This is a genomic window from Streptomyces sp. F001, assembly GCF_004187715.1.
Classification (GTDB): Bacteria; Actinomycetota; Actinomycetes; order Streptomycetales; family Streptomycetaceae; genus Streptomyces; species Streptomyces flavusporus.
In genome coordinates this window covers 1-24,837 of sequence record NZ_QZWF01000005.1, presented here as the reverse complement: position 1 = coordinate 24,837, position 24,837 = coordinate 1, and the positions used below count along the sequence as shown (strand labels likewise).

The 24,837-nt window shown below is 70.1% G+C and carries 21 protein-coding genes, 2 tRNA genes and 1 pseudogene; 11 read left to right on the top strand and 13 right to left on the bottom strand.

Translation table 11 applies throughout. The features are described from left to right. A complete protein-coding gene (locus tag StrepF001_RS20215; RefSeq protein WP_129799656.1) occupies positions 1-666 on the top strand; it encodes a class F sortase in 666 nt (221 codons plus the stop codon). Between the two features lie 140 nt (positions 667-806). Then, a complete protein-coding gene (locus StrepF001_RS20210) occupies positions 807-1,835 on the top strand; it encodes a glycoside hydrolase family 6 protein (RefSeq protein ID WP_129799655.1) in 1,029 nt (342 codons plus the stop codon). 60 nt (positions 1,836-1,895) lie between these two features. On the opposite strand, the gene StrepF001_RS20205 is transcribed toward StrepF001_RS20210, so the two are convergent. The 4 genes from StrepF001_RS20205 to StrepF001_RS20190 all read right to left on the bottom strand — a co-directional run bounded on the left by StrepF001_RS20205 (position 1,896) and on the right by StrepF001_RS20190 (position 7,158). Beyond that, the gene (locus StrepF001_RS20205) at positions 1,896-3,833 is read right to left on the bottom strand and encodes a kelch motif-containing protein (RefSeq protein ID WP_129799654.1); all 1,938 of its coding nucleotides are present in this window, start codon (positions 3,831-3,833) and stop codon (positions 1,896-1,898) included. Then, positions 3,830-5,809 (bottom strand): cellulose synthase catalytic subunit, encoded by a 1,980-nt coding sequence (locus StrepF001_RS20200; protein ID WP_129799653.1) that lies wholly within the window; start codon positions 5,807-5,809, stop codon positions 3,830-3,832. Before StrepF001_RS20200 ends, StrepF001_RS20205 begins: the two co-directional genes overlap by 4 nt. Positions 5,810-6,123: 314 nt before the next feature. Beyond that, a complete protein-coding gene (locus StrepF001_RS20195) occupies positions 6,124-6,837 on the bottom strand; it encodes a FadR/GntR family transcriptional regulator (RefSeq protein WP_129799652.1) in 714 nt (237 codons plus the stop codon). A 247-nt stretch (positions 6,838-7,084) separates the two neighbouring features. After that, positions 7,085-7,158: transfer RNA gene (locus StrepF001_RS20190), tRNA-Lys, on the bottom strand. Between the two features lie 187 nt (positions 7,159-7,345). Between StrepF001_RS20190 and StrepF001_RS20185 the strand changes: the two are divergent. The 4 genes and pseudogenes from StrepF001_RS20185 (at position 7,346) to StrepF001_RS20170 (ending at position 10,948) form a co-directional block, all read left to right on the top strand. Continuing rightward, positions 7,346-8,472: pseudogene (locus StrepF001_RS20185) on the top strand (peptidoglycan-binding protein). A 63-nt stretch (positions 8,473-8,535) separates the two neighbouring features. Further along, positions 8,536-9,657 (top strand): SPFH domain-containing protein, encoded by a 1,122-nt coding sequence (locus tag StrepF001_RS20180; RefSeq protein ID WP_129799650.1) that lies wholly within the window; start codon positions 8,536-8,538, stop codon positions 9,655-9,657. A gap of 131 nt (positions 9,658-9,788) precedes the next feature. Next, the gene (locus tag StrepF001_RS20175) at positions 9,789-10,394 is read left to right on the top strand and encodes a lytic polysaccharide monooxygenase (RefSeq protein WP_129799649.1); all 606 of its coding nucleotides are present in this window, start codon (positions 9,789-9,791) and stop codon (positions 10,392-10,394) included. A gap of 107 nt (positions 10,395-10,501) precedes the next feature. After that, positions 10,502-10,948, top strand: a complete 447-nt coding sequence (locus tag StrepF001_RS20170) for a DUF3592 domain-containing protein (protein WP_129799648.1) — start codon at positions 10,502-10,504, stop codon at positions 10,946-10,948. Between the two features lie 80 nt (positions 10,949-11,028). Here the strand turns inward: StrepF001_RS20170 and StrepF001_RS20165 are convergent. The 6 genes from StrepF001_RS20165 to ehuB form a co-directional block, all read right to left on the bottom strand. Beyond that, positions 11,029-11,102, bottom strand: a tRNA-Lys gene (locus StrepF001_RS20165). 94 nt (positions 11,103-11,196) lie between these two features. Continuing rightward, complete coding sequence (locus StrepF001_RS20160) at positions 11,197-11,955, bottom strand: IclR family transcriptional regulator C-terminal domain-containing protein (RefSeq protein ID WP_129799647.1); 759 nt, start codon at positions 11,953-11,955, stop codon at positions 11,197-11,199. Between the two features lie 156 nt (positions 11,956-12,111). Then, positions 12,112-12,924 (bottom strand): ectoine/hydroxyectoine ABC transporter ATP-binding protein EhuA, encoded by an 813-nt coding sequence (gene ehuA / locus StrepF001_RS20155; protein WP_240797626.1) that lies wholly within the window; start codon positions 12,922-12,924, stop codon positions 12,112-12,114. 4 nt (positions 12,925-12,928) lie between these two features. Further along, a complete protein-coding gene (ehuD, locus tag StrepF001_RS20150; protein WP_129799645.1) occupies positions 12,929-13,573 on the bottom strand; it encodes an ectoine/hydroxyectoine ABC transporter permease subunit EhuD in 645 nt (214 codons plus the stop codon). Then, a complete protein-coding gene (ehuC, locus tag StrepF001_RS20145) occupies positions 13,570-14,316 on the bottom strand; it encodes an ectoine/hydroxyectoine ABC transporter permease subunit EhuC (RefSeq protein WP_129799644.1) in 747 nt (248 codons plus the stop codon). The genes ehuD and ehuC overlap by 4 nt, the downstream gene beginning before the upstream one ends. Before the next feature lie 16 nt (positions 14,317-14,332). Continuing rightward, on the bottom strand, positions 14,333-15,235 hold the full coding sequence (gene ehuB, locus StrepF001_RS20140) for an ectoine/hydroxyectoine ABC transporter substrate-binding protein EhuB (RefSeq protein WP_129799643.1): 903 nt from the start codon (positions 15,233-15,235) through the stop codon (positions 14,333-14,335). Positions 15,236-15,416: 181 nt separating this feature from the next. Here ehuB and StrepF001_RS20135 point away from each other — a divergent pair, with 181 nt between their 5' ends. Beyond that, positions 15,417-15,911: a DUF3830 family protein gene (locus tag StrepF001_RS20135; protein WP_129799642.1), complete on the top strand. Its 495-nt coding sequence runs from the start codon at positions 15,417-15,419 to the stop codon at positions 15,909-15,911. Here the strand turns inward: StrepF001_RS20135 and StrepF001_RS20130 are convergent. Next, positions 15,892-17,283, bottom strand: a complete 1,392-nt coding sequence (locus StrepF001_RS20130; RefSeq protein ID WP_129800063.1) for an amidase — start codon at positions 17,281-17,283, stop codon at positions 15,892-15,894. The genes StrepF001_RS20135 and StrepF001_RS20130 overlap by 20 nt on opposite strands. A gap of 25 nt (positions 17,284-17,308) precedes the next feature. Next, positions 17,309-18,277 (bottom strand): D-2-hydroxyacid dehydrogenase, encoded by a 969-nt coding sequence (locus StrepF001_RS20125; RefSeq protein ID WP_129799641.1) that lies wholly within the window; start codon positions 18,275-18,277, stop codon positions 17,309-17,311. Between the two features lie 153 nt (positions 18,278-18,430). On the opposite strand from StrepF001_RS20125, the gene StrepF001_RS20120 reads away from it, so the two are divergent. The 3 genes from StrepF001_RS20120 to StrepF001_RS20110 all read left to right on the top strand — a co-directional run bounded on the left by StrepF001_RS20120 (position 18,431) and on the right by StrepF001_RS20110 (position 21,278). Next, positions 18,431-19,279 carry an aspartate/glutamate racemase family protein gene (locus tag StrepF001_RS20120; RefSeq protein WP_129799640.1) on the top strand — a complete coding sequence of 283 codons (849 nt, stop codon included), beginning with the start codon at positions 18,431-18,433 and terminating at the stop codon, positions 19,277-19,279. Beyond that, the gene (locus StrepF001_RS20115) at positions 19,276-20,007 is read left to right on the top strand and encodes an aspartate/glutamate racemase family protein (protein WP_129799639.1); all 732 of its coding nucleotides are present in this window, start codon (positions 19,276-19,278) and stop codon (positions 20,005-20,007) included. The genes StrepF001_RS20120 and StrepF001_RS20115 overlap by 4 nt, the downstream gene beginning before the upstream one ends. Before the next feature lie 182 nt (positions 20,008-20,189). Next, the gene (locus tag StrepF001_RS20110; protein ID WP_240797593.1) at positions 20,190-21,278 is read left to right on the top strand and encodes an LLM class flavin-dependent oxidoreductase; all 1,089 of its coding nucleotides are present in this window, start codon (positions 20,190-20,192) and stop codon (positions 21,276-21,278) included. Here the strand turns inward: StrepF001_RS20110 and StrepF001_RS20105 are convergent. Further along, on the bottom strand, positions 21,257-23,110 hold the full coding sequence (locus StrepF001_RS20105) for an EAL domain-containing protein (RefSeq protein WP_129799637.1): 1,854 nt from the start codon (positions 23,108-23,110) through the stop codon (positions 21,257-21,259). The genes StrepF001_RS20110 and StrepF001_RS20105 overlap by 22 nt on opposite strands. A gap of 353 nt (positions 23,111-23,463) precedes the next feature. Here StrepF001_RS20105 and StrepF001_RS20100 point away from each other — a divergent pair, with 353 nt between their 5' ends. After that, positions 23,464-24,726 carry a M6 family metalloprotease domain-containing protein gene (locus StrepF001_RS20100; RefSeq protein WP_129799636.1) on the top strand — a complete coding sequence of 421 codons (1,263 nt, stop codon included), beginning with the start codon at positions 23,464-23,466 and terminating at the stop codon, positions 24,724-24,726. Positions 24,727-24,837: the final 111 nt, after the last annotated feature.

Below are 24,837 nucleotides of genomic sequence, written 5' to 3'. Positions count from 1 at the left end.
ATGTCCGACCGGGAACGCTTCTCCGGCACCGGGCGGATGCTCATGGGCGTGGCCTGGGCGGTGCTGCTGCTCGGGCTGTGGCTGTGGGGCCGCGAGGTGACCGACGTACGGCACGGCATATCCGCGCCCGTCACCGGCGACATGGCGGCCGTCGGACGGCCGCCCACGGCGGAGCTGCCGCCCGCCGCCAAGCCCCTGACCGCCGCCCTGCCGCAGCGCCTGGACATCCCCGGCCTGGGCGTGCAGGCGCCCGTCGTGGCCCGCGGCCTCGACGCGCAGGGGGCGATCGATCCACCGCCGTACGACCAGCCGGGCGTCGTCGGCTGGTACGCGGCCGGGGTGAAACCGGGCGCGGTCGGCACCGCGCTGATGGTGGGCCACGTCGACACCGAGACCCGCCCCGCCGTCTTCTACGGGATCAGCGCGCTGCAGCCCGGCGAGACCATCCGGGTCGTCCGCGCCGACGGCCGGGTCGCCGAGTTCACCGTCGACGACATCCAGGTCCTCTCCCGCGACCGTTTCGACGCCCAACAGGCCTACGGGGTACGCAAGTCGGGGCGGGCCGAACTCCGGCTGATCACCTGCGGCGGCCCCTACGACCGGGCCAGCCGCAGCTACACCGCCAACGTGGTCGTGTCGGCCTACCTCACGGGCACCGCTCCCTGAGCCTGCCTTCCTGGCGCCCCCTCACCCGGACCCGCCGGCCGCCTGTAACAGCTCACGGACAAGGCGCGGGCGACCTCGTGAGGGCAGCGCGACGTATGTCAGGATTGAGACTTGGAACAGTGCACCCAAGGGGGAGTTGGATGTACCGCAGCAGGGGGGTGACCGGAGTGCGGGCGACCGCGGTGGTGCTGGGGGCGGCGCTGCTGATCGCGGGATGCTCCTCCGGCGACGGAGACGGCGACGGTGGCGACACCGGCGGCGCGGGCGCCGGGATCACCCAACAGCCCAAGGACGCCGCGCCGTTCTGGGTCAACCCGGACGGCACCGCGGCCCAGCAGGTGACCGACTACGACAAGAGCGGCAAGGAGTCCGAGGCGGACACGATCCGCAAGATCGCCCAGCAGCCGACCGGCGAGTGGCTCAGCCCGGAGAACGCGGAGGAGCAGGCCCGCGGCTTCACCGAGGCCGCGGCCGAGGCCGACCGCACGGCGCTGCTCGTCCTCTACAACATCCCGCACCGCGACTGCGGGCAGTTCTCGGGCGGCGGCGCCGCCGACGGCAACGCATACCGGGCGTTCATCGACAGCGTCGCCAAGGGCATCGGCGACCGCGGTGCGACGGTGATCCTGGAACCGGACGCGGTGCTGCACATGGTGGACAACTGCACACCCGGTGAGTACCACGAGGAGCGCTACGACCTGCTCAAGGGCGCGATCACCAAGCTCAAGTCCCTGAAGAACACCAAGGTCTACCTGGACGCGGGCAACGCCGGCTGGGGCAAGCCCGACCAGATCTTCGAGCCTCTGAAGTGGGCGGGCATCGACCAGGCCGACGGTTTCTCGGTCAACGTCTCCAACTTCTACACGACCGAGGACTCCATCGCGTACGGCAAGGAGCTCTCCGCCAAGGTGGGCAACAAGCCGTTCGTGATCGACACCAGCCGCAACGGCAACGGCCCCTACACCGAGGGCGACCCGGGCGAACGCTGGTGCAACCCACCGGGCCGCGCCCTCGGCGAAACCCCGAGCACCAAGACCGCCGACCCCCTGGTCGACGCGTACCTGTGGGTCAAGCGCCCGGGAGAGTCGGACGGCGAGTGCAAGGGCGGTCCCAAGGCGGGCGAGTGGTGGCCCGAGTACGCGCTGAAGCTGGCGCAGGCGAGCGAGTAGCGTCCGGTACGCAGCTGGGGGCGCCCTCCGTCGCGGAGGGCGCCCCCAGTGACGTACGGGCTAAGGAACCCTCACCCACTGCGCCTCGGACGGCGTCCCCTCGTCATCCGCCACGAACAGCATGTACCACCCCGCCTGCACCAGGTTCCGGTTCTCCGGGACCGTCACGGTGACCTTGTTGCCGGACGTCTTGAAGTCCAGCGCGATCGACCGCTGGTCGACATCCGTCACGTGCGTCGAAGCGCTGGGCCGGATCAGCCGCACCTTCTTGATCGACGACGCATGCTGCGAGGTGAACGTGCCCGTCTCACCGCGTTCGATGGTCTGCGGCCCGCCGGACAGCGAGGGGCGCGCGTCGCGGAAGAGATACGGCGGGCTGTAGATCTCGATCCGCTGCTCGAACTTCCCCGGCTTGGTGTTCGCCTTGTCGCTGAAGAGGGAGTCCGAACCGAAGAACATCACCCGGCCGTCGGGCAGGAGCAGCGAGCCCGAGTGGTAGTTACGGCCCACCAAGGGGTCGGCGACCCGGTCGAGTTCGTTGGTCTCCGGGTCGTACAGCCGCGCCTCGAGGATGTTGGAGTCGCCGCGCCCGCGGTAGTCCTCCGAGCCGCCGGCGACCAGCACGCTGTCGTCCGGGAGGACCGAGGCCTGCGGATAGCGGGTGCCCTTGCCCAGGGACGGCCCGTCCACGAACCGCGGGTTGTCGGCCTTCAGATCGACGATCCGGGTCTTCTCGCTCGACAGCTTGGACTCGCCGACGCCACCGCCGCCGAGCACCATGTACTTCTCGTCCTGCGCCGGCGGCAACAGCACGGTGTTCGCGGTCTCCAGCATGTTCGCGTCGCTCATGCCGGGCACCTTGGTGAACTTGTTGGTGTCCACGTCCCAGATGCCGGGATCACGCCCCACGTCGTCCGGCCCGTATCCCGCGTTCGCCCCCGAGTAGAAGACCTTGCCGTTCTGCATCAGGAACAGCGCCGGGTACGTCGGGAACTGCCGGACCTTGTCGGTGTAGGTCCACTTCTTGGTCTCGGGGTCGTAGATCTCGTTCTTGCCCGGCACCAGCTGGCCGATGTCGTCGAGGCCGGAGACGCTGAGGATCTTCCCGTCGCTCAGGGTGGTGAGCGTGGGGTACCAGCGGGCCTCCTTCATCGGGTCGACCTTGATGTACTTCTCGGCGACCGGGTCGAACTCGTAGGCGTCCCGGATCCCCTGGAAGTCCTTCTTGTCCAGGGCGAGCTTCTGCGCGATGCCGTACGTGTTGCGCGCGTCGGCGCCGGACAGGCCCTGGACCTTGTAGTTGTCCTGGGTTCCGGTCTCGTACTTCGCGCCCTCCTGGGCGGCCTCGACGTAGATCCGGCCGACGCCCGGGTCGTTGCCCAGGAACTTGCCGGTCTCCTTGTCGAACTGCTTCTTGGCGCGCGGAACGAGGACCGGGTCCTTGGAGACGAAGGTCTTGCCGTTCTCCTTGCCGGTGAACTTGGTGCCCGCGGGCAGGGTGATCGGCTTGTCCGGGTTCTCGTTGTAGACGATCATCAGGCCGCCGGCCTTCTTCACGTCACCCTGGAGTTTCTCGTACCGCTTGGTGCCGCCCGCGATCAGCAGATTGCCGTTGGCGAGCTGGGTGTGGCCGGTGCAGAACAGGTCGTTGGGCGTGGGCACGTCCTTGATGGTGTTCTTGACCGGGTCCCAGATCCGGGTGTCGAACTTCTTCGCGTCGAAGTTGTCCTGGTTGTTGCCGGACCCGGCCACCAGCAGGATCTTGCCGGTGCGCAGCAGGGCCGCGTGGATGGTGTTGAGGCGGTACTCCTCCGGGAACTCGACGGTCTTCCAGTGGCCGTTGTCCGCTTTGTACTCGGGTCTGTTGATCTGGTACTGGTGGTACTTCTCGGTCCCGACCCGGTAGAGCCATGGCCCGTTCATCCCGGCCAGCGCGATGACCACCGCCGTGCCTATCGCGAGTCGACGGGCGCGGCGGCGGCCGGCACGGTCGTTCATTCCTTACGTCCCCCAAGTCCACCAAGGGCGATCTGCATGGTCTGGTCGTTGCCCTCGTTCGAGGCCGCCCAACTGGGCCGCTGCTGCGGGGCGTGCGGCGCGTACGGAGCGGGCACTCCGTGCGCCGGCGTCGGGGTGGGTACCGCGTCCTGCGGTTCCGGCGTGGCCGGGGCGGCGGGCTTCTTCTTCTCCTGCCGCAGCTGCCAGCGCCAGGCGAAGACCGGCGTGGCGGTGATCAGCATCGCGAACGACGCCCAGATGATCATCGCGGGGTGGGAGTTGCCGAAGTAGAAGCCGGCCGCGATCGAGGCACCGAAGATCAGGATGAAGTACCAGTGGTACCGGAAGGTCCCGAACCACCGGTCCGGGCTCGCCGAGTCGCCCTTGGGCGTGACCACGAACTTGCTCTTCTTGCGCAGCACCGAGTCGATCAGCGCCTTCGCGTAGAGCGGCGCCGACAGCGCGGACATCACCATGCCGGCCACACCGCCGGAGCCCTCCGGCTCGTGCGGCGAGACGTTGTGGCGGCGGTTCCAGACGTACAGACCGATCTGCAGGGCGGAGGCGTTGCCGTAGAGCATCAGCCAGATCGTCGGGTCGATGTTCACACCCGAGGCGCCCAGACCCAGGAACAGCGCACAACTCAGCGCCGCGAGGATCCAGTTGAGGGCCGACATCGGGTAGAAGATGATCATCATCGTGTAGTTGAAGAGCTTGCTCGGCGGCAGCGAGTACCAGCCCTTCCAGTACTGCTTGAGGATCGTCTCGTACGTCCCTCGCGACCAGCGCATCTGCTGGGTGAAGAAGTCCGTCCAGGCACTGGGGCCCTCACCGACCGCGAGCACGTCCGGGGTGTAGACCGAGCGCCACTTCTTCCCCGTGGCCGGGTTCTTGTGGCGGTGGATCTCGAAACCGGTCGCCATGTCCTCGGTGATCGAGTCGTACAGACCGCCGATCTGCTTCAGCGCCTTGATCCGCACCGCGTTGGAGGTGCCGACGAACATCGGAGCGCCGTAGCGGTTGCCGGCGCGCTGGATCAGCGCGTGGAAGAGGAACTGCTGGGACTCGGCGGCCTTGGTGACGAACGTGTCGTAGTTGCCGTAGACCTGCGGGCCGATCACGAAGCCGACGTCCGGGTCGCGGAAGAAGCCCAGCATCCGCTCCAGGTAGTTCGGCAGCGGTACGTGGTCGGTGTCGACGGACGCGAAGAAGTCGTAGTCGTCGCCATGTGCGTCGAGCCAGGCGTTGTAGTTGCCGTGCTTGGTCTTGGCGCGGTGCGGACCCTTGGCCTGGTTCCACTTCGCGACGCCCTTGCGGGAGAAGTGGTGCACGCCGAGCCGGGCGCAGACCTCCTTGACCTCCGGGTCGTCGCCCTCGTCGAGCAGCCAGACGTGCAGAAGGCCCCGGTGACGCAGCTTGACGGCCGCCTCCAGGGTCTTCGTCACCATCTCCAGCGGCTCCTTGCCGGGCACGAAGGAGGTGAGGAAGGCCACTCTCGTGCCGGTCTCCGGAACCACCGGGATCGGGTCGCGGGCGACCAGCGTGGCGTGCGCGTTGGACAGCACGTTCATACAGCGGAAGAACTCGATCAGACCGATCGAGACCAGCATCACCACGTCCAGCGCGGGCAGGAAGTCGTAGGCCGGGTAGTCGCGTTCGGTCCAGTGCTCGGGCTGCAGCAGCCAGGCCAGCAGCACCAGCGAGAGCAGCGGTGCCGCGGCGAGCATCAGGGCCACGCGTATCCGGTGCGGCTCCTGCGAGATCAGGGAGCGGTACTGCACCCGGTACGGCTTGTTCGGATCGGGCTGGGTGAGGGGGCCCGCCAACCGGCTGTAGTGCTCGTAGTCGTACCTCGGCAGCGTCTTCTTGATCCGGCGGAAGGTCCCCGTGTTGCCGGTCCGGTGCGAAGGCACCCTGAGCTGGGTGGTTTGTGACGGGTCGAAGTTCTGCCGGGCGCCCGTCGGCGTCGACGTCATGAGTCATCCCCCCACACGCGGTTCAGCGCGTGTCTGTCGGTTCCTTTCGCCTGCTCAGGGCCCCCTCGGCCGTCACAGACGTGTCAGTGGTGCGCCGCAGTCACCACGTCATCCACACTCTATAGACATGGAACTACGACGTTCCGGTTGCATGATGCCCCCCCTCGGCATCGCTTCACGAACGGGGCCCCTCTCCCCGCAGCACCGGCAACCGGTTTCGTGCCCCCCAAATGGCGCGTATCCGCAGCCTCTTGCAAACCAGGGTTCTACGCCGTTCAGCATGATCGCAAGATGCGATACACGGTATTTACCGGCTATACGCGCTCATTGGGACGCAAGTTGGCGTCCGTTGGTGCGCTTGAGACCAGTCGTGCACGAATGTTGCCGAAGTGATCCCTTATGGCTTCCTCCGCTCGGATCGAGTCACCGGACCGCACCGCGTCCAGGATCTCCCGGTGCTGCCGGCAGGTGACCCTCGGGTCCTGCGGCACCTCCACGAGATCCCTGCTCACCCGGTGGAAGGCGTCCCAGAACGCCTCGAGCACCTCGCTCAGCAGCACGTTGTCCAGCCCCTGGTAGAGGGTGGCGTGAAAGGCACGGTCGGTCTCGGCGAGACCGGCGCCCTGTGCGGCCTGCCCATCCATACGGTCCACGAGGGCGTCCAGTTCAACGAGGTCCGCCTGCGGGAGCCGGCCCGCGAGCCGGGAGACCAGTCCCGTCTCCACCGCCTCGCGCAGCTCGAGCAGCTGAAGCAGGGAGTCCTCCCCGCGGTAGTGCCCGGCGACCGTGCGGAACGCGAGGCCCTCGATCATCGGGGCGAACGACATCCGGCCGACGTAGGTGCCGAAGCCGTGCCGTATCTCCACGATCCCCATCGCCTGGAGCCCCTTCAGGGCCTCCCGCACCGAGTTCCGGCTCGCGCCGAGGAACTCCATCAGCTCGGGCTCGGTCGGCAGCGGGGACCCGGAGGTCAGCCGGCGGTCGACGATGAGCTTCTTGATCCTCTCATGGAGGTCACGCGCTGCCATGGCCAGAGGGTAACCGGCCAAATGAGGGGAGGCCCCGCTTCCGGTCACGCAAAAGGCCCCTCGCTGTGGCGAGAGGCCTTCCGGTCGGTGCGGGGACCCGGCGTTCGCTTCTGGGCCCGCGGTCACGGCAGCCGGCGGAGAGGGGGTGTGGGTGGCGGAGCCTCCACTGTGCGAGGCGCAGCCGCGCAGAAACGACGATGGCGAGGCGGTTCGCGCTTTCTGCGAACATGCCTCGCCATCGACATCGTGCGCCGCCAGGGACTCGAACCCCGGACCCGCTGATTAAGAGTCAGCTGCTCTAACCAACTGAGCTAGCGGCGCGTGCTGACGTCGTTAACTCTACATGACCTTCCGGGGTGCTCCGGACCACGGAAGCGGGGCCGGCCCCGGCCCTCCAGGGGCCCTGTACATCGTTCGGACCGTCAACATGCGCACCCGGAAGACAGTTGTGAAACTGATCAACGTGCACCGGCCTGGACATTTCCATCTGGAGTGTGAGGGGAATCGCATGGAGCCTCCGGTATTCGAGGAATTCGATCCCACGAGCGACTGCGACTGCCCCGGCTGCGCCCACTGGCGCCGCGTCCCCCATGTATCGCCGCATTCCACCGCCGGCCGCCCGGCCGCAACCCGCGCGCTGGCCGTCGCCGCCATGGCCTCGGCGGCACTCGGCGTGAGTCATACCGTCCCCGCCCTGGCCGTCCCCCACGCCCCCATCGACCCGGCGTTCCCGCAGGTGAAGCGCCTGCCACCCCCCAGGGCGACAGAGCCCCGCTGTACGGGCCGGGCGGGACACCGGCCAAGCCGGCGGGTGCCGTCCCGCTGCCCGAGATCACCCGCGCGGAGATCATCAACCGCGCCAAGAAATGGGTCGCGGAGAAAGTGCCGTACAGCATGACCGACTACTGGACCGACGGTTACCGGCAGGACTGCTCGGGCTTTGTCTCGATGGCCTGGAAGCTGCCGGGAAACGAGTGGACCGGCTCCCTCCACGAGTTCGGGGTGCGGATCACCAAGGAGGAACTCCAGCCCGGCGACATGCTGCTGTTCCACAACCCGGCCAACCCGCAGAACGGCTCGCACGTGGTCCTTTTCGGCGGCTGGACGGACTACACCCACACGTACTACATCGCCTACGAGTCGACCCGCCCGCACGCCCGCAGGCAGACCACGCCGTACGCCTACTGGACCAACTCCGACCGTTATGTCCCCTATCGCTATAAGGGCGTCAAGGCGGACGTGGCCGGTGTGGAGGAGACCGCGGCGCCGCAGGACACCACCGCCCCGCAGGAGACCGCCGTACCGCAGGGCACCGCCGTACCGCAGGGCACCAAGGAGGAGGGCAGGGCCGTCCACGCCGGAGCGGCCGGTCCGCTCGCGCCCGCCTCGCGGGTCCCGGCCTACCCCGGCCGGGGCATGTTCCGGCCGGGGGCGGACAACGCGCACGTCACGCTGCTCGGGAAACAGCTCGTGAGGAAAGGGTTCGGCAAGCACTACGCCGGCACCGGGCCGGGACCGCGTTGGGGCGAGGCGGACCGGCGGAACGTCGAGGCCTTCCAGCGCTCCCAGGGCTGGCGGGGCGGCGCGGCGGACGGCTACCCGGGGCCGGAGACCTGGCGGCGGCTCTTTTCCTGACCACCTGTACCACCTGCTGCACCACCTGTTCTGACGCATCTGGCGCGGAGGCTGGAGGCACATATGACCGCGACCACTCCCCAGCCGCCCGGGTCCGGCGGCGCCGACGGGGTCCCGGCCCGGCCCGCCCGGGTGATCCAGAACGAGACGACCACCGAGATCCCCGTCCATCTGCTGTTCCGCGACGACCCCGACCCGGTGTCCGTGCCGCTCAGGCCGACCGTGGTGAACCGACGCCAGGGCACCGGCGAGCAGCCGCGGCTGCGCCGCCCGGCGCCCGCGAAGGCCCGCCCGGTGGCACGGATCGACCTCGACCTGGTGGAACGGCCCGCGCGGGCGCTGCCCGGGGCGGTCGGGGTGCTCGCCGGTGCCGTCGGGCTGGCCGGGTGCGCGGTCACCTCCTGGTGGGCGGGCACGCTGCCGCCGTTCGCGGCGCAGGCGCTGGGGCTGCCGGCGTTCGCGGGGGTCGGGCTCGGGCCGGCGCAGTGGGCGGGGTACGCCGGGGCCGGGGCGCTCGGCCTGTTCGGCTTCGGGGGACTGTCCCGGGGGCGCACCGGGCGGGCCTGGGTGCTCGATCTGTTCGGCCGCTACCGGGGGACCGTCCGGCGTACCGGCCTGATGTGGGTCAATCCGCTGCTGCTGCGCCGCCGGGCCGACGTACGGCTGCGGCACTGGCGCAGCGAGCCGATGCCCGCGGCCGACCGGAGCGGGGCGGCGCTGCGGGTGGTGGTTCTGGTGGTGTGGCGGGTGCGGGACACCGCGCGGGCCGTGCTGGGCGTGGAGGACCACGAGACGTATCTGCGCGAGTGCGTGGAGGCGGAGCTCCTGCGGGTGCCGGTGGAGATGCCGGCCGGTGCGCGGGCCGGCGTGGAGGCGGCCACGGACGCACTGACCCGGCTGGTGGCGGCGGACGTGGCGCCGGTCGGGCTGGAGATCTTCTCGGTGCAGCCGGTGCGGATCGAGTACGCCCCTGAGGTCGCCGCCGCGATGCACCGCCGCCGGATCGCCGCGCTGGACGCGCAGCACCGGGCGAGCGTGCTGACGTCGGTGGTCGACTCGGTGGAGGACACGGTGACGCGGCTGACCATGCGCGGGCTGGTGGAGCTGGACGACTACGAACGCAAGGTGCTGGTCAAGGACTTGACGGTGGCGTTCTGCGCGGGGCGGGGAGAAACAGGTCCGTGATGGGTATGGACACGTATTTGATATGGACACGTCTTTGGATATGGACACATCCAACTAACGGCAATACGCTCAGACTTGGTCTAGACCTGCAAGCTCGCTGAACTTCCCCCACGTTCTCCAGGAGCGGCAGTATGCGCAAAAAGACCAAGTTGTCCGCCGCGATGGTAGGTCTGGCGACCACCGGCGCCCTCGTGCTCTCCTCCGGCGGCGCCAGCGGCCACGGCTACACCGACCTGCCCATCAGCCGGCAGAAGCTCTGCCAGAACGGCACGGTGACCAACTGCGGCCCCATCCAGTGGGAGCCGCAGAGCGTCGAGGGCCCGAAGGGCTTCCCGGCCGCCGGCCCGGCCGACGGGCAGATATGCAACGCAGGACTGAGCCAGTTCGCCCAGCTCAGCGCACCGAGGACACCGTCCGGCGCCGCCTGGCCCGCCACCCAGGTGAACGGCGGTCAGAGCTACACCTTCCGCTGGCAGTTCACCGCCATGCACGCCACGACCGACTTCAAGTACTACATCACCAAGCCGGGCTGGAACCAGAACCACAACCTGGCCCGCTCCGACCTCAACCTGACCCCGTTCCTCACGGTTCCCTACGGCGGTCAGCGCCCGCCGCAGACCCTCTCGCACAGCGGCACGCTGCCGTCCGGGCTCAGCGGTCGGCATGTGATCGTCGCGGTGTGGACGATCGCCGACACGGCCAACGCGTTCTACGCCTGCTCGGACGTCACCTTCTGATCCCCGAGCATCTCTGAGGCTCCCTTGAGCCAACGGCACGGCCGGCGTGGGTAGGTTCCTCCCACGCCGGCCGGACCGGGCCGGCGTACTGACCTCGGGGGAGTGTGATGGTCGCGCTGTTCTATGTCGTGCCCGGACTGATCATGGGCGTGGCCCTCTTCATGGCGTACCGCGTGGTGCGCCGCTCGCTGCAGCTCAGGAGCGCCTGGACCAGCGGCCTGACGGCCGAGGCGCGCTGTCTGCGGATGTTCACGACGACGCAGGGCGGCAGTCATGACACCTCCGTGCGTACGACGCTGCACCACGTGTACGAGTTCACGGCCCGCGACGGCCGCCTGATCAGGTTCGAGGAGGAGGACGGCCCGGCGACGGTCGTCGAGGGCGACATCGTGACCGTGTACTACGCGGAGGGCCGGGAGCTCGTCGCCACGGCCCGTCGGCCGAGCCCGGTCAGGAACGCGGCGGGCACGCTGGGAGTCCTGGCGTTCCTCGGGGTGATCGTCGTGTTCTGCGTCGGCTTCATGGCCTCGTTCAGCACGGTCCTCCATGTCTGAACGCGCGGCGCGGCCGGGCGGAAACGACGATGGCGGGTCCTGTTCGCGCTTTCTGCGAACAGGACCCGCCATCGTCATCGTGCGCCGCCAGGGACTCGAACCCCGGACCCGCTGATTAAGAGTCAGCTGCTCTAACCAACTGAGCTAGCGGCGCATGACTCCCGCCGTCCGCTCTCGCGGTCGGCGACATAGAAAATACTACCTGGTCCGAAGGGGTGCTCCGAACCAGTGGCCGGCGCCTGTATCGCCTATATCGCCAGCGACAGCAGGACCGGCGCCGCGTTGCGGTTCAGGGTGTCCGCGGCCTCGCGCAGCCGGTGGGCGCGCTCGACGGGCAGGGACAGGGCCAGGCAGCCCACAGCGGAGCCGGCCGTGATCGGGACGGCTGCGCAGACCGTGCCGACCGCGTATTCCTGCAGGTCAAGCACGGGCACCGTGGGCGGCTGGGCCTCCAGCCGGGACAGCAGCAGCTTGTCGCTGGTGATGGTGCGCGAGGTGAGACGGGCCATCTTGTGCCGGGAGAGGTGCTCGCGACGGCCGTTGTGGTCGAGCTGGCCGAGCAGGCTCTTGCCGACCGCCGTGGCATGGGCGGAGTAGCGGAAGTCGACCCACTCGTTGACCGCCGGGGTGGTGGGGCCGTCCGCGTACTGGGTGACCCTGACCTCTCCGTCGACGTACCGGCTGATGTAGACGGCGGCGCCGACGGAGTCGCGCAGTCGGTCGAGGGCCCGCTGGAGCTGTTCGCGCAGGGCTTCCTCGTGGTTCTGGGCGGAGCCGAGGCGGGCGAGGGCGACGCCTGTCACATACGCGCCGTCGGTGACCTGCTCGACGTAGCCCTCGCGGCGCAGCATCCGCAGGAGGCCGGTGAGCCGCTCCGCGCCGAGGCCGGTGTGGCGGGCTATCTCGGTGTCGGTGACACCGGAGGTGTGCCGTGCCACCGTCTCCAGGACGCGCAGGGCGTCCTGAGCCGAGTGGTACGGCGCGGTCGGCTCGTGCGTCAGCGCCACGGTGTATCCCCCCTGCGCTTACTGTCTGGCCGTAAGTCCGGACGGCGGATCCCCTCCACGATAGCCGCCAAGGGGCTGGTAGCGAGCGGTAGTTGACCAGATTGCGACCCTCTCAGCAGGGGCGTAGGTGGCTGGCATATGCCAATGGCAGTCTCCTCAGAGCACCGCTCCGAGGAACTCCCTGGTCCGCTCGTGGTCCGGATCGCCGAAGATCTTCTCCGGGGTGCCGGACTCGATGACCTTGCCCTTGTCGAACATCATGACCCGGTCCGAGATGTCCCGGGCGAAGTTCATCTCGTGGGTCACGCAGAGCAGGGTGATGTCCGTGGTGTGCGCGATGTCCCTGAGCACATCGAGAACGCCGTGCACCAGCTCCGGGTCCAGCGCCGAGGTCACCTCGTCCAGCAGCAGGATCTCCGGCCGCATGGCCAGCGCGCGGGCGATCGCCACCCGCTGCTGCTGACCGCCGGACAGCTGCGTCGGATGCGCGGTGGCCTTCTCCTCCAGGCCCACCAGCTGCAGCAGGTCCCGGGCGCGTTCCTCGGCCTCGGCGCGGTCGAGGCCGAGCACGTTGACCGGGGCCTCGGTGATGTTCTGCAGCACGTTCATGTTCGGGAACAGGTTGAACTGCTGGAAGACCATCCCGATCTTCTTGCGGATCTCCCGCTGGTGCTTCTCGTTGGCGGGCCTGAGGGAGCCGTTCGGTCCCGGCATATGGGTCAGGGACTGCCCGTCCACCATGATCACGCCATCGCTGACCTGCTCCAGCGTCATCAGCAGCCGCAGGATGGTGGTCTTGCCGGAGCCGCTGGGGCCGATCAGGGTGACGTGCTGTCCGCGGTCGACGGTGAAGCCCAGGTGGTCGAGGACCACATGGTCGCCGTACCGCTTGACCACCTGGTCGAACACCACCAGGTGGCCCGGTGCGGCGGTGTCGGCCACGGACGGCTCGGGACCGGTCTTCTGCAGGGGATCAGTGGCCAAGGCGCTTCTCCAGCTTTCTCATCAGCAGCGAGGTCGGGTAGCTCGCCGCCAGGAAGATCAGGCCCGCGAGCGTGAAGGTCTCGGCGTAGACGAAGTGGGTCGCGCCGTACTCCCGGGCCTCGGCGACCATCTCCGAGACCGTGATGACGGCCAGGAAGGGGGTCTCCTTGAACATGGAAATCGCGTAGTTGCCCAGCGCGGGCAGGACGTTGCGCACCGCCTGCGGCAGGATCACGGCCTGCCAGGTGCGGCGCGGCGACATCGACAGCGCCCGGCAGGCCTCCCACTGGCCCTTCGGTACGGCGTCGATGCCCGCCCGGTACACCTCCGACAGGTACGAGGCGTAGTGGATGCCGAGCACCGTGATACCGATGGTCAGCGGCTCGACCGTGTTGAACACCGCGTACGCGCCGGCCAGCTGCACCAGCAGCGGGGTGGACCGGACGAACTCGGTGACCGCCCGCACCGGCACCGTCACCAGCCGGCTGGGCGCCCGCCCGGCCATCGCGACGATCAGCCCGAGCACGGCGGCCACCAGGGTGCCGAGCACCGTGGCCAGCAGCGTGGTCTTGAAGCCCTCCCACAGCAGCGGCAGCGAGTCGCCGACGGAGGCCCAGTCCCAGTTGTAGTTCACAGGGAGCCTCCCGCGCTCGTCCCGGCCGCCTCGGCGGGCTGCGCACTACGGCTGCGCAGCAGCCCGCGCACGCCGGTGTGCTGCCCCAGCCGGGCCTTGGCGTGCCGCTCGAGGGCGTTCATCAGCAGCGTCAGCACGTAGGCGAGGACGAAGTACATCACCAGCAGCGTCAGATACGCCCAGGTCGTCTCGCCCGTGCGGTCCCGCATCTGCTGGACCACGGTCGTCAGGTCGGCGGCCGAGATCAGCCAGAGCAGCGGTGTGCACTTCAGCAGCTGGATCAGCAGGTTGGTGAACGACGGGATCATCTGCACCCACGCCTGCGGCAGGATCACCCGGCGCATCCGCTGCGCCGGTGTCATGTTCAGCGCGACGGCCGCCTCCCACTGCGCCTTCGGTACGGCGTTCAGCGCACCGCGCACGACCTCGGAGCCGTACGCCCCGTAGTTCATGCCGAACGCCACGACGCCGCAGAACAGCGGGGTCAGTTCGTATCCGAACAGGAGCGGAAACGCGTAGTACAGCCAGAACAGCTGGACGTACAGCGAGGTGCCGCGGAAGAACTCCACGACGACCCGTGACACCCCCCGCACGAGCACGGACCCGCTGCGCGCCATGAAGCCGAACACGAACGCCAGGGCGAGCGCCACGGCCGAGCCGAGGACCGTCGCCGCCAGTGTCGTGCCCAGCCCGGACCAGACGTCCGGCAGATGGTCGAAGAAGTATGTGAAGAAGTCACCCATGGGCAGCCGGGTCCCGTCAGCCCTTGCACAGGTCGGCGGTCTTCAGGCCCGCCGGCGGAATGGTGTCCTTGCCGAAGCCGTACTCGCCGATCAGCTGCACATAGCGGTCCGGATCCGAAGTGATCTTCTTCAGCTCCCGGTTGAAGGCGTCCCGCAGGTCCTCGCTGCCCTGGCGGAAGACGGCACCGCCCGGGCTGTACTGCTTGACGCCGTCGAGCTCCGGGATGAACGAGTCGGTGACCTCCAGGCCCGAGTTGTTCTTGGCGAGCCAGTTCAGGGAGATCCCGGTGAGCAGGAACGCGTCGATCCGTCCGCCCTTGACCGCGTCCGCGCCGTCCTGCGGCTTCTGCAGCGTCTTGATGTCGCCGTCGGCGATACCGGCGCCGGTGGCGTAGTTCTTCTCGACCGCACCCGACATCACACCGAGGGTCGCCCCGGCCTTCTTCACCGACGCCAGGTCGGTCAGGTTCTGGGGGTTGCCCTTCTTCACCATCAGCGCGGTGGGCGAGATGAACTCCGGCTCCGAGAACAGCGCCCGCTCACAGCGCTCCGGGATGATCGCCATGCCGGCGCTGATCACGTCGTACTTGCCGGCCTGCAGCCCGGGGATCAGACCGTCCCACTCGGAGAAGGTCGGCCGCAGTTCGTCCACGCCGAGGGCCTTGAAGATCTCCCGGTGCAGAGTGGGCGCCTCGCCCTTGAGCTTCCCGCCCTCCTCGTAGCCGTAGGGGGCCTCGTTGGCGTAGGCCACCCGTACGTAGCCCTGCTCCTTGAGCTTGTCCAGGGTCGAGCCCTCGCCGGAGCTGCCGGTGTCGGTCTTGCTGCACGCGGCGAGGAGTCCGGGGACGGTCAACAGGCCGCCGACGGCCGCGGTTCTGGTGAGGAAGCCCCTGCGGGACAGGTTCGGGAACTCGGTCATGGACGTGCAACCTCCAGAGTCGTGCCTGACATGCGGCCGCGGCCAGTGGAGGCGCCTGCCCGATCCGCGGTGGGTATGCAGGACCGCCGTGCGATGTGATGCAACGGTGACCGGAGCGTGACCGGCCCGTTTCCGAGGGTGGGTGGGTACGAGACCCGTGCGGCCGGGGAGGGAACAGGGCATGGCCGACCGTTATGTGGAACTCTCCCTCGCCGAGCGCGACGTCCGCTGCACCGCGAAGCTCCTCGACGACCGCGCCCCGGTCACTTGCGCCGCCGTCTGGGACGCCCTGCCGCTCGCCGGTGACGTCTACCACGCGAAGTACGCCCGCAACGAGATCTACGCGCTCTTCCCGCCCTTCGCCGCCGCCGAACCGCCGCTGGAGAACCCGACGGTGACCCCGATCCCGGGCGACCTGTGCTACTTCTCCTTCGCCGGTTCGGAGTTGGGGACCCGCGCGTACGGCTACGACCGCGAGGTGCGCGCGGGAACCACGCTGGTGGACCTCGCCCTGTTCTACGAGCGCAACAACCTCCTCCTCAACGGGGACGTGGGGTGGGTGCCGGGCATCGTGTGGGGCCAGGTCGTCGAGGGCCTCGAGACCATGGCGGAGGCGTGCAACGACCTGTGGCGCACGGGCGCGGCGGGGGAGACGCTCAGCTTCCGCCGCGCGTGACCCCCGCCTCGTACAGCGCATGGGCCGCGCGCAGCACGAGGTCGTCGCGGTGGCGGGCGGCCACCAGTTGCATTCCCACCGGCAGCCCGTCGCCGTCCGTGCCCACCGGGACGGTCGCGGCCGGCTGCTGCGTCATGTTGAACGGGTACGTGAACGGCGTCCACCCCGTCCAGCGCCGGTGGCCCGAGCCCTTCGGCACCTCGGCGCCCGCCTCGAACGCCGTGATCGGCACGGTCGGGGTGACGAGCAGGTCGTAGGACGTGTGGAAGCGGCCCATCCGGCGGCCCAGGTCCATACGGACGTCCACCGCGGCCAGGTAGTCCAGCGCCGAAAGGCTTTCACCGGCCGCGCAGATCTCCCGCAGGCCGGGGTCGAGCAAACCCCGCTGATGCGGCCCGAGATGCTGGATCACCCGGGCCGCCCCGGTGAACCACAGGGTGTGGAAGGCGTCCACCGGGTCGGTGAGGTCGGGGTCGGTCTCCGTGACGTACGCGCCGAGGTCGGCGAGCCGCTCCACCGCCCGCCGTACCGTCGTCGCGACGGCCGGACGCACCGCGACCTGGCCGCCCAGGCAGGGCGAGTAGGCGACCCGCAGCCCGTGCACGCCGCCGCGCAGCCCCGCGGTGAAGGAACCGGGCGGCGGGCCGAGCGCCGACCAGTCACGCTCGTCGGGTACACCGATGACGTCCAGGAGCAGCGCCGCGTCGGCGGCGTCCCGGGTCATCGGCCCCACATGCGCCAGCGTGCCGAAGGCGCTCGCCGGGTAGAGCGGGACCCGGCCGTACGTCGGCTTCAGCGCGAAGATCCCGCAGAACGCCGCCGGGATACGCACACTGCCCCCGCCGTCCGTGCCCAGCGCCAGCGGCCCCGCGCCGAGCGCCACGGCCGCCGCCGCGCCCCCGCTCGATCCGCCGGCGGTGCGGGAGAGGTCGTGCGGGTTGCGGGTCACCCCGGTCAGCGGGGAGTCCGTGACGCCCTTCCAGCCGTGCTCGGGTGTCGTGGTCTTGCCGAGGAACACCGCGCCGGCCTCGCGCAGCCGGGCGACGGAGGGCGCGTCCTCGTCCCAGCGGCCCTCCGGGTCGATGGTCCGCGAGCCGCGCAGGGTCGGGGTGCCGCGCAGCAGCAGCAGGTCCTTGACCGTGACCGGGACCCCGTCCACCGCTCCGGCCGGCTCCCCGCGCCGCCAGCGCTGCGCCGACTGAGCTGCCCGGGCGAGGGCGTCCTCGGCGGTGAGGTGGACGAAGGCGTTCACCTCCGGCTGGATCCGCTCGGCCCGCTCCAGCGCCGCGCGGGTCGCCTCCACGGGGCTGAACTCGCCCTTGCGGTAGCCGTCGACGAGTTGTACGGCGGTCAGTTCGGTGAGCTCGGTCAGCTGGGTCATCCACCCTCCCGGGGCGTCAGTGTCCGGGTACGTATCCGCGCTTCTTGTCGACCACGTTCGGCAGCGGCCTGCCCGCCTCCCATCGCTCGTACAACTCCACGAACTGGGCGCCCAGCTCGTCCCGCCAGCCGACCGTGTCGCCGCTCATGTGCGGGGACACGATCAGGCCCGGCGCCTGCCACAACGGGCTGTCCGCCGGAAGGGGTTCGTCCGTGAAGACATCCAGCGCGGCGCCCGCGATCCAGCGCTTGGCCAGCGCCTCGGCCAGCGCGTCCTCGACGACCAGGTGCCCGCGCCCGACGTTGACGAACCGGGCGGAGGGCTGCATCACCCCGAACCGGCGCGCGTCGAACATGCCCCGCGTCTGCTCCGTCAGCGGCGCGGCCGCGATCACCCAGTCGGCGCGGGAGAGCAGCCGGTCCAGGTCGTCGGGGCCATGGACACCGGTGCGCGGAGTGCGGCCGACCAGCGCGGTCGTGATGTCCAGCGCCTTGAGCGTACGGGCGATCGCGCGGCCGATCGGGCCGGAGCCGACGACACAGGCCCGGGTCCCGGCGACCTTCCGGGACTCGCGGTGCCGCCAGGCCCGCTCCCGCTGCAGCTCCCAGGTGCGGGGCAGATCCTTGGCCATCGCCAGGACGAGCGCGGCGACGTACTCGGCGATCGGCTGGTCGAAGATGCCGCGCGCGTTCGTGACCACGGTGTCCGAGGCGACGAGCTCGGGGCACAGCAGATGGTCCACACCCGCGCTCGCCGTGTGCACCCAGCGCGGCCGCGGCCCGCCGCCCGGCCAGGCCTTGCGGACCGCGTGCGAGGTGAAGTCCCACACCAGCAGCACATCGGCGTGCGGCAGCCGCTCGGCGAGCCCCGACTCGTCGGTGTGCTCGATCCTGGCGCGGCCCGTGAGACGCCCGAGGCGGGGGAGCGGATCGGCGTCCAGGACGAGCAGGGTGGGAGTGCCGGTGGACGGGGGAGCGGCGGTCATGCGGAAGCCGTTTCTCGGGGCGAAATGGAGGGGGTGGCGGCCGTCTGACATGCGAGGTTTGACCACGCTCGCACCCGAACCTACCTTCGTCAACACGGGCGTGTGTGCAGTCTGTTGCTCGCCCCTTTTCCCCGCGTGAGGGAGGTGCCTGCCATGGACGTCTCCTTTCTCGGCGGACCAGGCCCACAGCGCGGTGTCGGTGTCGTCGCCCCGTTCGACTTCGCGCTGGACCGGGAGCTGTGGCGCTGGGTGCCGGACGAGGTGTCACTGCACCTGACCCGGACGCCGTTCGTGCCGGTGGAGGTCAGTCTCGACCTGGCGCGCCTGGTGAGCGAGCACGAGACGCTGGGCGACGCGGTGCGCACGCTGAACACGAACACGCCCGAGGTCGTCGCCTACGCCTGCACCTCGGGCAGCTTCGTCGGCGGGATCGCCGGTGAGCGCGCGATGTGCGAGGCGATGAGCCGGGCGGGCGCGGTGCCCTCCGTCACCACCTCGGGCGCCCTGCTGGAGGCGCTCGGGGAGCTGGGCGTGCGCCGGGCGGCCCTGGTGACGCCGTACACCGTGTCGGTCACCCGGTCGCTGGAGAAGTACGTGGCCGAGGCGGGCGTCAAGGTCACCGGATGTGCGTTCATGGGGCTGACGCGGGGCATCTGGAAGGTCCCCTACCGCGCCGTGGCCGACATGGCGCGTCAGGCGGTGTGCCGGGGGGCCGGCGCGGAGGCCCTGTTCATCGCGTGCACCAATCTCCCGACGTACGACGTGATCCCTCAGCTGGAGGCCGAACTGCGGATGCCGGTCCTCTCGGCCAACCAGGTGACCGTGTGGGCGGCACTGCGCCGGCTGGGTACCTGGGCGGTGGGGCCGTATCAGGCGCTGATCGACCCGGCGGCACGCACCGGTCTCGTACTGCCGGGGGCAGGTGCCGGTTCCGTACAGCCCGAACCCGTACTGCCCGAACCCCTGCCCGAAGAAGAGCAACAGCAGGAAGGCTCGACATGACCGCACTCGGATTTCTCTACCCGGGCCACTCCGCCGAGGACGACTATCCACGCATCGAGCAGCTGCTGGGGAGCGACATCCGGGTCGACCTCGTCCACACCGACATCGGTGAGGACGCCCACCGGGTGGATGCGCTGCGCGAGATGGGCTCGGCCGAGCGGCTCGCGGCGGGCGTCGAGGAGCTGCGCCTCGCGGGCGCCGAGGCGGTGGTGTGGGCCTGCACCAGCGGCAGCTTCGTGTACGGCTGGGAGGGCGCCCACGAGCAGGTACGCACCCTGGCCCACCGCGCCGGCATGCCGGCCTCCTCGACCGCCTTCGCCTTCGTGCACGCCGTGCAGGAGCTCGGCGTGCGCCGGGTCGCGGTCGGGGCGACCTACCCGGACGACGTGGCGTCGCTGTTCGCGGACTTCCTGCGGGCGGGAGGTGCGGAGGTGGTCGCGGTCCGCCCTTCCGGCATCGTCACCGCCGCCGAGGTCGGCACCTGGGGGGAGACGGAGCTGCTCGCCCTGGCCCGCGCGACCGACCACCCCGACGCGGAGGCGGTACTGCTCCCCGACACGGCCCTGCACACCGCCGCCCACATCCCGGCCCTGGAAAAAGAGCTCGCCAAACCCGTCCTCACGGCCAACCAGGTCACCGTCTGGGAGGCCCTGCGCCTGACCGACCGCCGGGTGAACGCGCCGGAGCTCGGCTCCCTGTTCACCAAGGAGCCGATCGTCCAGGTTTGAACCCTCCCCCAGCCAGAGGCAGGGGGATTCCTGGCTCACGGCGCTCAGTCCCTCAGCGAAGGTCCGAGTCTTACCCGATCGTGTGGGCAGCTGCGGAAAGATACATGCACGGGAATAGACGGGAACAACCGTCCGTTGACGCCAGGAAGGCCCAGCCCGGCGCAACACACAGGAGGACCCCCGTGACGGCAGACGACATCCGCGGTACCAGCCAGGGCACCGCCCCCGTGCCCCTCTCCGTACTGGACCTGGTCACCGTGGGTGCCGGCCACACCGCCACCGACGCGCTGCGCACCAGCGTCGCGATCTCCCGCCTCGCGGAGTCCCGCGGCTTCCACCGGTACTGGGTCGCCGAGCACCACTCCATGCCGGGCGTCGCCTCGTCCTCCCCCGCCGTGATCCTCGCCCACCTCGCCGCCCACACCGACCGCATCCGGCTCGGCTCGGGCGGCGTGATGCTGCCCAACCACGCTCCGCTGGTGATCGCGGAGCAGTTCGGCACGCTGGAGGCCATGGCCCCTGGCCGGATCGACCTCGGCCTCGGCCGCGCTCCGGGCACGGACGGCGCCACCGCGGCCGCCCTGCGCCGCACCGACAACCCGCACGAGGTCGCCGACGCCTTCCCCGAGCAGCTCGCGGAGCTGACCCGCTTCCTCGACGACGACTTCCCCGACGGCCACCCCTACCGCCGGATCCACGCCGTCCCCGGCCCCGTCCAGGCCACCTCTCCGGGCGGCGTCCAGTCCCCGCACCGTCCGCCGGTCTGGCTGCTGGGCTCCTCCGGCTTCAGCGCCCGGCTGGCCGGCCTGCTCGGCCTGCCCTTCGCCTTCGCGCACCACTTCTCGGCGCAGAACACGATCCCCGCCCTCGACCTGTACCGGGAGACCTTCAAACCGTCCGAGGTGCTCGCCGAGCCGTACGCCCTCATCGGCGTCTCCGCCCTTGCGGCCGAGGACGAGCGGGAGGCCCGCCGGCAGGTCCGCGCGGCCGCGCTCAACATGATCCGGCTGCGCAGCGGCCGCCCCGGTCTCGTCCCCACTCCCGAGGAGGCCGAGGCGTACGAATTCAGCCCGCTGGAGCAGGAGTTCGCCGACTCCTGGAACGCCAACGTCATCCATGGCACCCCCGACGAGGTCCGTGCGGGCCTGGACGACCTCCAGAAGCGCACCGGAGCCGACGAGCTGATGATCACGGCCAACGCGCACACCGGCGAGGTACGGCTGCGCTCCTACGAACTCATCGCCGACACCTACGCGTTGCCGACCGCCTGACCCGTCTGATCCGCCTGGTCCGACGGACAGTCCAGCAGCTCGGAGATGCGATCCGGCGACACCGGCCGGGAGTACAGCCACCCCTGCCCGGTGTCGCACCCGATCCGGCGCAGCCGCCCGGCCTGCGCGGAGGTCTCCACGCACTCCGCGGTGACGGTCAGCCCCAGCCGATGGGCCAGCTGGATCATCGCCTCGACGATGACCTCGTCGGCCGGGTTGGGATGGGCCCCGGAGTCCTCGTACTGGAATCCCCGTACGAAGGACCCGTCCAGCTTCAGCACGGACACCGGCAGCCGGCTCAGATACGCCAGGTTCGAGTAGCCGGTGCCGAAGTCGTCGATGGCGATGCGCACGCCCATCTCGCTGAGCGCCTGCAGGGCCTGCAGCGGGCGGCCCGCCGAGCCCATCACCGCGGATTCCGTGAGCTCGAGCTGGAGCAGGTGCGGTTCCAGGCCGGTCTCGGCGAGGATCTCCGCCACGTCCTCGACCAGGTCGGAGTCCCAGACCTGGCGCACGGCCACGTTGACCGACACGAAGATGGGCGGCTCGTCGGGATGCTCCAGCTGCCAGCGGCGGGCCTGACGGCAGGCGGTGGCGAGCACCCAGCGGCCGAGCGGGACGATCGCGCCGTCCTCTTCCGCCAATCCGATGAACCGATTCGGCGTCAGCATCCCGAACTGCGGGTGGTTCCAGCGCACCAGCGCCTCCACCCCGCTCAGCCGCCCGTTCGCCATGCCGACCAGGGGCTGGTACTCGAGGGTGAACTCGCCGCGGTCGATGGCCGGCCGGAGCGTGGAGGCGAGCGCCTGACGGGTCATGCGGTGCGCGTTGCGCTCGGGGTCGAACAGCGTCCAGCGGGACTTGCCGTCCGCCTTCGCCCAGTACAGCGTCGTGTCGGCGGCCTGCATCAGACCGGTGGCGGTCGTCCCGGCCGCCTGTCGCTCCACGACCCCGATCGACGCCGACAGCGACAGCCGCTGGCCGGCCAGGTCGAACGGGGCCTGAAGGGCCGTCAGCGCGGACTCGGCGAGGTCGGCGAGCTGCTCGGTGCCCGTCGAGTCCTCGACCAGCAGGGCGAATTCGTCGCCGCCGAGCCTGGCCACGAGCGGCGCGCTCGCCCTGCCGTACCCGGCCTCGTCCGCGCAGCGCGACAGGCGTTCGGCCACGGCCGCCAGCAGCCGGTCGCCGACGCGGTGGCCGAGGGTGTCGTTGACCGCCTTGAAGCCGTCCAGGTCCAGGTAGCACAGGCCGATCCGGCCGGTGCCGCCGCGCTCGTACGCCTCCACGTCCAGCGCGGCCGACAGGCGCTCGAAGAACAGGGTGCGGTTGGGCAGCCGGGTCACCGGGTCGTGCATCTGCAAGTGCCGTAGCCGGGCCTGGAGTTCACGCCGGGCGCTGATGTCGGCGGCGGCCAGCAGCACACCGTCCGTGCCCTGGGGGAGCGGGGAGACGGTGACCTGTACCCAGACGCTGTGCCCCTCGGGCTGTTTCAGGCGCCGGGTGCAGCGCAGCCGGGCCTCACGGCCGCGCAGCAGCTCGCGGTACGCGTGCCAGGTGCGGGCGTCGGACGCCAGGTCCACCAGATCGGCGGCGACCCGTCCCGCCAGTTCCCCGGGGTCGGTGCCCAGCAGGTCGGCCAGCGCGTCATTGGCGGTGACGACCAGGCCCTCGCGGTCGACGACCGCCATCGCCAGTGGGGCGGAGACGAAGGCCGACCGCAACGGGTCGGAGACCTCGCCATTCGTACGACGAGACGCTTGTTGACTACTGTCTGTGACGGCCGGCCGGATGAGGTCTGCCGCGGGCGTCGGCCCTTCGGACGTTCCGCTCACCGCTCGCTCCCGCAGTGCACTCGATCTGCTCGATCTCTGCTCGATCTCTGTCCGGGCAGGAAAGGTCAGGAAAGTGTGCCGATCATAGAGGTTCGCCCCGGACCCTTGCAGCCACTGTCCAGTGTCCCGGAACCGACGCGGAACCACTCGTCGTCCTGACAGATCGTTTCTGCCCGCCAGGGCACCGGTTCCATCGGCGACGGACCGGTTGTGACGGTCCGTGAGCACTTCCGAAGGTGCTGCCGCCGTTCCCTCGAACGGCCGTCACTCGTCCGATGCAGACAAACAGGGCATACAACGTGTAATACGCACAATCTGGGTGCGGTGTCCCATAACCGCACCCGGAGGTCCCCGTGCCGCGTCTGCTCCCGCGTCCCCGACTGCGCAGCACCGCGGCCGTGTTCACCACCCTCTCGGCGCTCGCCGCGACCTCCCTCATCACCGGCCCCTCGGTCGCCGGGCCCCTCTGGGCAGCACCTTGCGCGCTCACCCGCACCGAGGCCCACCACTCGGAGGGCCTGGACACCTGGAACGCCGACTATCCCCGGCCGACCCGCACGCTGGACGCGGTGATGGTCTTCCTCTCCTTCCCGGACTCGGACCCGACGGTCACCCCCGCAGAGCTGACCGCCGACCACTTCCCGGCCACCAGCCGCTACTTCACCCGCGCCTCCTACGGCAGGTTCCGGCTCCGCCCGCACCCGCTGCGGCACTGGATCCGGATGCCCCGGCCGTCCACGGCGTACGGAATACAGCGCGACTGGTCCGCTCCGCACCGGGCCGCCTACCTGCGCGACGCGCTCGCCGCCGCCGACGGCCGGGTCGACTTCTCGCGCTACGACATCGTCTACCTCGTCGCCGATCCGGACGCGCCCGGCGTGGACTCGGACGCCACGAAGGTGGTCAACCTGGACGGCCCCCTGCGGGTGGACGGCACCGACATCCGCCGGGTCGTCACGGTGTTCGAGAACCATCCGCCGGACCGGCTCGTCCTCGCCCACGAGACCGGCCATGTCTTCGACCTGCCGGACCTCTACCACCGCCCGGCGGACGGCAAGGGCGACTGGGACACCCACGTCGGCGACTGGGACCTGATGGGCAGCCAGTTCGGACTCGCTCCCGATCTCTTCGGCTGGCACAAGTGGAAGCTGGGCTGGCTGGAGCGGCGCCAGGTGACGTGCGTGCAGGGCGCCGGGCCGGTGCGGCTGACGCTGGAGCCGCTGGGCGCCGGGCCGGGAATGCCCATGACGGCCGCAGCGGGCGCCCCGGCCTTCGGGCTGGGCCGGGGAACCAAGCTGGCGGTCGTGCGCACCGGGGCCGACAGCGTCCTCGCCTTCGAGGCGCGCGGCTCGTCCGGCAACGATCACGGCGCCTGCCGGCAGGGCGTCCTCGTCTACCGCGTGCACAGCGGCGCCGAGTCCGGCGGCGGCCCGGTCCAGGTGATCGACGCCCATCCGCACACGGAGGCCTGCTGGGAGAACTCGGTCTATCCGCCCCTCGCGGACGCCCCGGTCGACCTCGGCGAGACCTTCACGGTGCCCGGCGAGGCCGTCCGCGTCGAGGTGGAGGGACGTACGGCGACGGGGGCGTGGACGGTGAAGATCACAGTGGTGTGAGTTTTCGGCCGACGGCATGCAAAAAGCCCCTCGCCTGCGCGAAGGGCTTTTCACTGTCGTGCGCCGCCAGGGACTCGAACCCCGGACCCGCTGATTAAGAGTCAGCTGCTC

What these genes read in the sequence shown, in the direction of transcription:
- ehuC (WP_129799644.1), bottom strand. Translation starts at nt 14,316, where the DNA reads ATGGGTGACTTCTTCACATACTTCTTCGACCATCTGCCGGACGTCTGG.
- StrepF001_RS20195 (WP_129799652.1), bottom strand. Translation starts at nt 6,837, where the DNA reads ATGGCAGCGCGTGACCTCCATGAGAGGATCAAGAAGCTCATCGTCGAC.
- StrepF001_RS20175 (WP_129799649.1), top strand. Translation starts at nt 9,789, where the DNA reads ATGCGCAAAAAGACCAAGTTGTCCGCCGCGATGGTAGGTCTGGCGACC.
- StrepF001_RS20210 (WP_129799655.1), top strand. Translation starts at nt 807, where the DNA reads ATGTACCGCAGCAGGGGGGTGACCGGAGTGCGGGCGACCGCGGTGGTG.
- StrepF001_RS20170 (WP_129799648.1), top strand. Translation starts at nt 10,502, where the DNA reads ATGGTCGCGCTGTTCTATGTCGTGCCCGGACTGATCATGGGCGTGGCC.
- StrepF001_RS20205 (WP_129799654.1), bottom strand. Translation starts at nt 3,833, where the DNA reads ATGAACGACCGTGCCGGCCGCCGCCGCGCCCGTCGACTCGCGATAGGC.
- StrepF001_RS20125 (WP_129799641.1), bottom strand. Translation starts at nt 18,277, where the DNA reads ATGACCGCCGCTCCCCCGTCCACCGGCACTCCCACCCTGCTCGTCCTG.
- StrepF001_RS20215 (WP_129799656.1), top strand. Translation starts at nt 1, where the DNA reads ATGTCCGACCGGGAACGCTTCTCCGGCACCGGGCGGATGCTCATGGGC.
- StrepF001_RS20120 (WP_129799640.1), top strand. Translation starts at nt 18,431, where the DNA reads ATGGACGTCTCCTTTCTCGGCGGACCAGGCCCACAGCGCGGTGTCGGT.
- StrepF001_RS20115 (WP_129799639.1), top strand. Translation starts at nt 19,276, where the DNA reads ATGACCGCACTCGGATTTCTCTACCCGGGCCACTCCGCCGAGGACGAC.
- StrepF001_RS20200 (WP_129799653.1), bottom strand. Translation starts at nt 5,809, where the DNA reads ATGACGTCGACGCCGACGGGCGCCCGGCAGAACTTCGACCCGTCACAA.
- StrepF001_RS20180 (WP_129799650.1), top strand. Translation starts at nt 8,536, where the DNA reads ATGACCGCGACCACTCCCCAGCCGCCCGGGTCCGGCGGCGCCGACGGG.
- ehuB (WP_129799643.1), bottom strand. Translation starts at nt 15,235, where the DNA reads ATGACCGAGTTCCCGAACCTGTCCCGCAGGGGCTTCCTCACCAGAACC.
- StrepF001_RS20135 (WP_129799642.1), top strand. Translation starts at nt 15,417, where the DNA reads ATGGCCGACCGTTATGTGGAACTCTCCCTCGCCGAGCGCGACGTCCGC.